This window comes from Sandarakinorhabdus sp. (genome assembly GCF_031422795.1).
In the GTDB taxonomy this organism is placed as follows: Bacteria; Pseudomonadota; Alphaproteobacteria; order Sphingomonadales; family Sphingomonadaceae; genus Sandarakinorhabdus.
The window spans coordinates 1-5,909 of sequence record NZ_JANPML010000302.1 but is presented as its reverse complement, the minus strand read 5'-3'; the positions used below and the strand labels follow the sequence as shown (position 1 = coordinate 5,909).

Genomic DNA, 5,909 nt, shown 5'->3' with positions numbered 1-5,909 from the left:
GCAAACGGGTGCAGGGTCTGCGACCCTGCCCGCCGGAGGCCCTCTTCTGCCTTCCCTCACGCTGCGATGGCGCGTTCGATCCAGGCGCGGGTGTCGGGGATGGCGGCTTCGACCTGGGGGAGATCGTTGACGCAGAGGAATTTGAACTGCGGTTGGCACGCGCGGGCGAGGTAGGCGCGCACTTGCGGCAGCGGGTAATCCAGCACGGCGCCGGTGCGCAGGTGGAGATGGTCTTCCTCCGTGTGCAGCACCGCCATGCCGGCGGCGATGCAGGCGTGGTTGTGCAGGCCTTGGGGTAGGAATTGCGAGACGCAGCGGAAGCGGTGGCCGAGATTGGCGACGAAGGCGGCGCGGTGCTGATCATAGAGGCGCGCCAGCACGGAGCGGCGGAGCGGGTGGACGACGTGGGCGGCGCGGAACAGGCGATCTGCACCGAAACCGGCCAGAGCCGCTGCGTTGATCTGGGTGAGTGCGTTGAGCAGCGCCGGGTCGTCACGGCTGGCGGGATCGGCGGCGATATCGCTCTGATCCACCCACGCGCCGCGCAGCACCGGCGCTGCGCCCTGGAACACATCGCCGGGCGCCAGTGGCCCGGTGAGGAACACATCATCGTTGAAATAGACGAAGCGCTCGGCCAGGCCGGGAATGCGCCACAACAAAGTCTCGATGGCCAGCGAGTTGAAGGTGGGCAGCGCGCTTTCGTGGCCGGCAAACAGGGTGAGGTGATCGACAATCCGCACCCGCGCCACCAGATCGGCCGGCAGGCGCGACAGATCGGGCTGTTGCGCATCGGTGATGATCCAGATCCGCCCGATCCACGGCGCGTGATTGGCGATCGAACGCAGGCAATAGCCCAGCTCGTCATTGCAGGCCCAACGGTGCGGGTTGGTGGCGTTGAGGTTGCGGGCTGCCAGCGGCTGATGGTGCTGGCGCCGGGCCCGGTGCGACGGGTCATCCCCATCAACCCAGGTGATGACGGCGTCGATACGCGCGTCGTCGCTGATGATCTGCATTCGTCCCGTCCAGGCGAGCGTTTTGGTCCGCCACGATAGAACAGGACAGGGCGGCTAATGGAGCGAGGTTTGTGACAAGTCAATGAAGGGCGTGGACTTGGAAGGGAACGGAGGCGCTTTTCACACTTCCTGCAGCAGCGCCTCGGTCTCGCCGATGCTGGCCGGGGTGCCGACGTGGAACCACAGGCCGGGGTGGGAGAGGCCGTACATGCGGCCCGTTTCCAGCGCCTTGTTCCAGGCCCGCCACATGGTGAAGGGTTCAACCGGTTCGCCATCGAACAGGGTGCGGCTGATGATCTGCACGCCGGAATAGACAAAGGGCGCCATGCGTATGCCGGCGCGGGGGGAAAGGCGGCCCATCCCGTCCATGTGGAAATCGCCGCGGCCTTCAAAGCCGTTGGCGCGGGCCAAGGGCACGAGGAGGAGCAGCGCGTCCATCTCCGCGGCGTTCCAGCGGTTGGCAATCAGGCGCAGCGTATCAACCGGGCCATCGATCCACATATTATCGGCATTGATGGTGTAAAAGGCGTCGCCTTTCAGCAGCGGCAGCGCCTTGGTGATGCCGCCGCCGGTTTCGAGCAGCTGGCTGCGTTCGTCGGAAAGATCGATGCGGGTGGGCGTTTTGCGCGCCTTCACCGCCGCTTCTATCTGATCGGCGAAATAGTGGGCGTTCACCACGGCGTGTTCGATGCCGGCGGCGGCAACACCATCCAGCGCGCGATCGAGCAGGGTTTTGCCCGCCACATCGATCAGCGGTTTGGGGCGGCTGGCAGTGAGCGGGCGCATGCGTTTGCCCAGGCCAGCGGCCATCACCATGGCCGACGCGGGCAGCACGCAATCGATATGCGGCTTCAGGGTGAGGGGCGGGCGGGCCTTGCTCATCACTTTACCTTCACGCCATGGCGGGCGCTGGCCGGCACATGGGCATCAAACCAGGCCTTTACCGGGGCCAGTGCCGGATGTTCGAGATCGGCGTGCACCAATTCCCACAGGCGTGGGTGGAAGCCGGGATAGGCTGGCTTGCCATCGCGCACATAAAGGCGGGTGAACACGCCCAAAATCTTGATGTTCCGCTGCGCCGCCAGGATGGCATAGGCGGTGCGGAAGGCAGCTTCGTCGAGATCGGGCCGGGTGGCGATGTAGCGGGCCAGCATGGCGGCTTCCAGTTCGGGCGACACCGTGCGGCGGATATCCTGCAGCAGGCTGGCCAGATCATAAGCCGGGTGACCGGCCAACGCGTCCTGATAGTCAAGCAAGCCCAGCTGTTTAAGGCCCGGTCGGTCCAGCAGCATCAGATTATCGGCATGATAATCGCGCAGCACCAGCACCGGAGGGTGGGTGAACAGGGCGGGCCACAGCGGCGCCCACGCCTCGGTATAACCGGGAGCTTCGGTGAGGCCGACAGCGGGCAGATACCAATCGGGAAACAGCCGGGCTTCGCGCAGATATTCGACCTCGGAGTAAGGCGGCACATCAGCCGGCGGATGCAGGTGCAGTTGGACGAGGATATCGACGGCGGCGGCGTAAATCGCATGCTCGGCGCTGCGATCTTCGGCCAGCACCGGGTTTACCCGCGCGTCGCCATAATCTTCCAGCAGCACCAGACCCTGATCGAGATCGCTGGCCAGTGCCTGCGGGGCGGAAAAGCCCAGATCGTGCAGATGCTTGCCCAGCGCGAGGAACGGCCTTGAATCTTCCTTGTCGGGCGGCGCGTCCATCAGCACGGCGGTGCGGCCCTGCAATTCCACCCGGAAATAGCGTCGGAAACTGGCGTCGCCGGCCAGCGGGCGCACGGCGGCGCCGCCCCAGCCATGGGCATTGAGGAAGGCGCCCGTGCCGGGCGGCGGAATCATCTGGGAGAGGGAGGTGGCCACCGGCCTTCCCAAGCCGGGGGCGTGTCCCAAGTCAAGCTGCGAGGCGCATCGCCGCTGCCGGAAAATGCCAGACGCAGCGCCGATTGCGGCAAACGCGGCCCCAAACGCTGCGGCCATTCGATGATCAGCGCCGCATCGGTTTCGAACAGGCCGAGCGCATCGGCTTCGGATGGGTGGTCGAGCCGGTAGAGATCGACATGCCACACCGGCACCGGCAGATCCTCGTACGGCTGCACCAGCGTGAAAGTGGGCGACGGCACCTCGCCGGGCCAACCCAGCGCCTGCAGCACGCCGCGGGCAAAGGTGGATTTTCCGGCGCCGAGATCGCCTTCCAGCGCGACCACGTCGCCGGCGCGCAGCACAGTGGCAAGGCCGGCAGCCAGCGCCTGTGTGCCGGCAAGGCTGAGATCAGAAATCGAGCGTGACATAGGCCTGGGCCAAGCGGCCGGGGATGGGGCCATAGGCGCCGGCGCCGCGCAGATCATAGCCTTCCACGTCAAACAAGTTGGAGACAGCGACGCGCAGCAGGGCGTTGTTGCGGCCCAGTTTGAAACGGTAGCGGCCGCCCAGATCGATGACGGTGCGGGCCGGGATGGCGACGCTGTTGCTCACCGTGGCAGTCTCGCTGCTGCGATAGGCAACGCGGGTATCGAACGACAGGCCGGGCGCAAACGGTGGCCGCCAATCGGCGCTGAATTCCACGCGCTGGCTGATGGCGCCAACCGGGTGTTCGCCGATGCGGCCGGGCGCTGCGCCGGGGGCGACAACGCGTGGCCACAGCCAGACGCCGCCGGCAACAATGCTGAGCGTGGGCGTGAGCGGCCCGGCGATCGAGGCTTCGACGCCGCGGTTGGATACGTCGCCCAGCACGTCGAAGCGATTATTGGCATCAAGGTTGAAATAGGGCTTGGTGATGTCGAACACGCCGGCGACCAGCTTGATCTGATCGGTGATGGCCAGCCGCAGCCCGGCGTCGATCTGGCGGGTGCGAATGGCCGGCAGCGCTTCGTTGCGGTTGGCGGCATTGCCGGGCGCGACGCCGCTTTCCTCCAGGCCATTGACCGTGCCGGCATAGATCACCAACCCGTCGCTGATGGTGGCGGAAACGGTGATGTTGTAGAGCAGCAGCCGATCATCGGTTGCCTGCACGCCGCCGCCGGGCAAATCGATGCGCTTCTTGTAGTCGGTCCATTGCAGGCCGGCCGCGATCTCGCCAACGCCAAGCCAGCGGCCTTCGTAAGCGATGCCGCCGGTGATCTGCTTCACATCGTCAAACTGCTGCTGGCTGAAGCGGAACGCCGGTTCCGGCACGCGCGACGGCGTGTCGATTTGCACCGGGCCGAGTTCAAGGATGTCGGACCCGCCAAAGCGCCGATCGCCGTTGCGGCCGCGGACCGCAAGATGGATCTGGTGGCGGCGCGGGCCTTCGTCGATCTGGCGGGTGAGGCGGACCTCGCCGCTGATCGCGGCAAAGTTCAGGCGCGGATCGACGATCACGCGCTGGGTGCCGGTGCGATCCGGCTGCAAGGCGCGGATCAAATTGGTCATCTGGCGTTCGCGGTTGCGCGAGGAACGGAACAGGCCGGCCCGCAGCAGCCACTGCGGCGCCACCTGCCAATCGCCGAGCACGCCGATGTTGATATCCAGCCCGCTGCCGTTCACCCAATCCGGGCCAAAGCGCTGGCGGCGCGGCAGCAGCGGCGGCAGAAATTCGCTGGCCGTCTGGAAGGTCAGGCGGTGATCGTCGAGGCTCTGGTACAGCAGGCTTACGAAGGGGGTGAGCGCAAGGCCCGGTGCCGGCATCCAGTCTGCGATCAGGGTGCCACCAAAGCTGTTTTCGCGGGTGGCGTCCTGCCCGCTTTCAATGCGGGCCGATGCGCCCAGGCCAAAACTGAGGCTGGTGCTGGCCGGCAACACGGCATCGACCTCGGCATTCACCGTTCCCCATTCATCGGCAGCGAGCAGCAGGCTGGCCGCGGCGTCGCTGCTGGGGCGGCGGAAACCGAAATCGACAAGGCCGGTGGGGGCGGGAAACGGGCTGCCCAACGCCGACAGGCCGACACGGATGGTGGTGGTGCGGCTCAGCCGGGTGCTGGGCGTGACCACCGGATCGAAATACAGGCCGTCGATGCGGACATTGCCAGCGGCGACCGGTGAAAAGCCGCGCACGTTCATCTGGTTGTAGATGCCGATCACTTCGCGGCCGATGGTGCTGCCAAACGCATCGCCGGCCTGGCGCACGGCATTTTCCGCTGATCGGCTGCCGGTGGCGGCCACGATCGGGGCCGCTGTGTCGGGAGCGTCTGTCGCGGGCAATTCGGCGGGCGGCGGCGTGCTGTCGTTGGGTTGGGCAGGCTGGGCGCTGGCGGGTGCCGCAAGCAGCCACATGCCAACCATTGCCGCAACCCGGCGCGCTGAATTTGCCGCTGTCATCGCCTGCTCATGGCCAGCGCTGTACCTCAAGTCCAGCGGCAAAATGCTTAGGCTGCAGGGCTGGCGATCACAGATCGATCGTAAGATAGGCATTGGCAGCACGGCCCCACACCGGGCGATAGGCACCGGCACCGAACAGTTCAAAGCCTTGTTGATCCAGCAGATTTTCCACCTGCACGCGCAGCGTGGCCGATGCGCCGGCCAATTTGAAGCGATAACGGCCACCGATATCGACGAAGGTCTGGGCCGGGATGGCAACAAGGTTGGACACTGTCGCGGTCTGGCTGCTGATGTGATAGGCGCTGGCATCAAACGACACGCCAGCCAACCAGGGCGGTCGCCAATCGGCGTTGATCGTGTAGGTTTCGCTGATCGCGCCAACGGGCCGGCGGCCCACGCCGGGCACATTGGCGGTGACGCGCGGCGATAGCAGCACGGCGCCGGCCACCACGCTCAATCGCGGCGTGATCGGGCCGCTGAACGAGGCTTCCAGGCCCCGGTTGCGCACTTCGCCCAATTGCCTGAAACGGCCTGCGGGATCGAGGTTGAAATAGGGTTTGGTGACCTCGAACAGGCCAAGCACCAGCCG

Annotated in this window: 6 protein-coding genes; all 6 read right to left on the bottom strand. The window is 66.1% G+C overall.

Annotated features, from left to right (window positions below; translation table 11 throughout):
- Window positions 1-56: 56 nt before the first annotated feature.
- Entirely contained in the window at window positions 57-1,013 is a 957-nt protein-coding gene (locus RMO81_RS10930; protein WP_310475893.1) for a Stealth CR1 domain-containing protein, read from the bottom strand.
- A 120-nt stretch (window positions 1,014-1,133) separates the two neighbouring features.
- Entirely contained in the window at window positions 1,134-1,895 is a 762-nt protein-coding gene (locus RMO81_RS10925) for a nucleotidyltransferase family protein (RefSeq protein ID WP_310475892.1), read from the bottom strand.
- A complete protein-coding gene (locus RMO81_RS10920; RefSeq protein ID WP_310475894.1) occupies window positions 1,895-2,866 on the bottom strand; it encodes a phosphotransferase in 972 nt (323 codons plus the stop codon). The genes RMO81_RS10925 and RMO81_RS10920 overlap by 1 nt, the downstream gene beginning before the upstream one ends.
- Window positions 2,863-3,315, bottom strand: a complete 453-nt coding sequence (tsaE, locus tag RMO81_RS10915) for a tRNA (adenosine(37)-N6)-threonylcarbamoyltransferase complex ATPase subunit type 1 TsaE (protein WP_310475891.1) — start codon at window positions 3,313-3,315, stop codon at window positions 2,863-2,865. Before tsaE ends, RMO81_RS10920 begins: the two co-directional genes overlap by 4 nt.
- Window positions 3,296-5,284 carry a TonB-dependent receptor domain-containing protein gene (locus RMO81_RS10910; protein WP_310475890.1) on the bottom strand — a complete coding sequence of 663 codons (1,989 nt, stop codon included), beginning with the start codon at window positions 5,282-5,284 and terminating at the stop codon, window positions 3,296-3,298. Before RMO81_RS10910 ends, tsaE begins: the two co-directional genes overlap by 20 nt.
- A gap of 103 nt (window positions 5,285-5,387) precedes the next feature.
- A partial coding sequence (locus tag RMO81_RS10905) for a TonB-dependent receptor domain-containing protein (protein ID WP_310475889.1) occupies window positions 5,388-5,909 on the bottom strand: 522 nt, incomplete at its 5' end.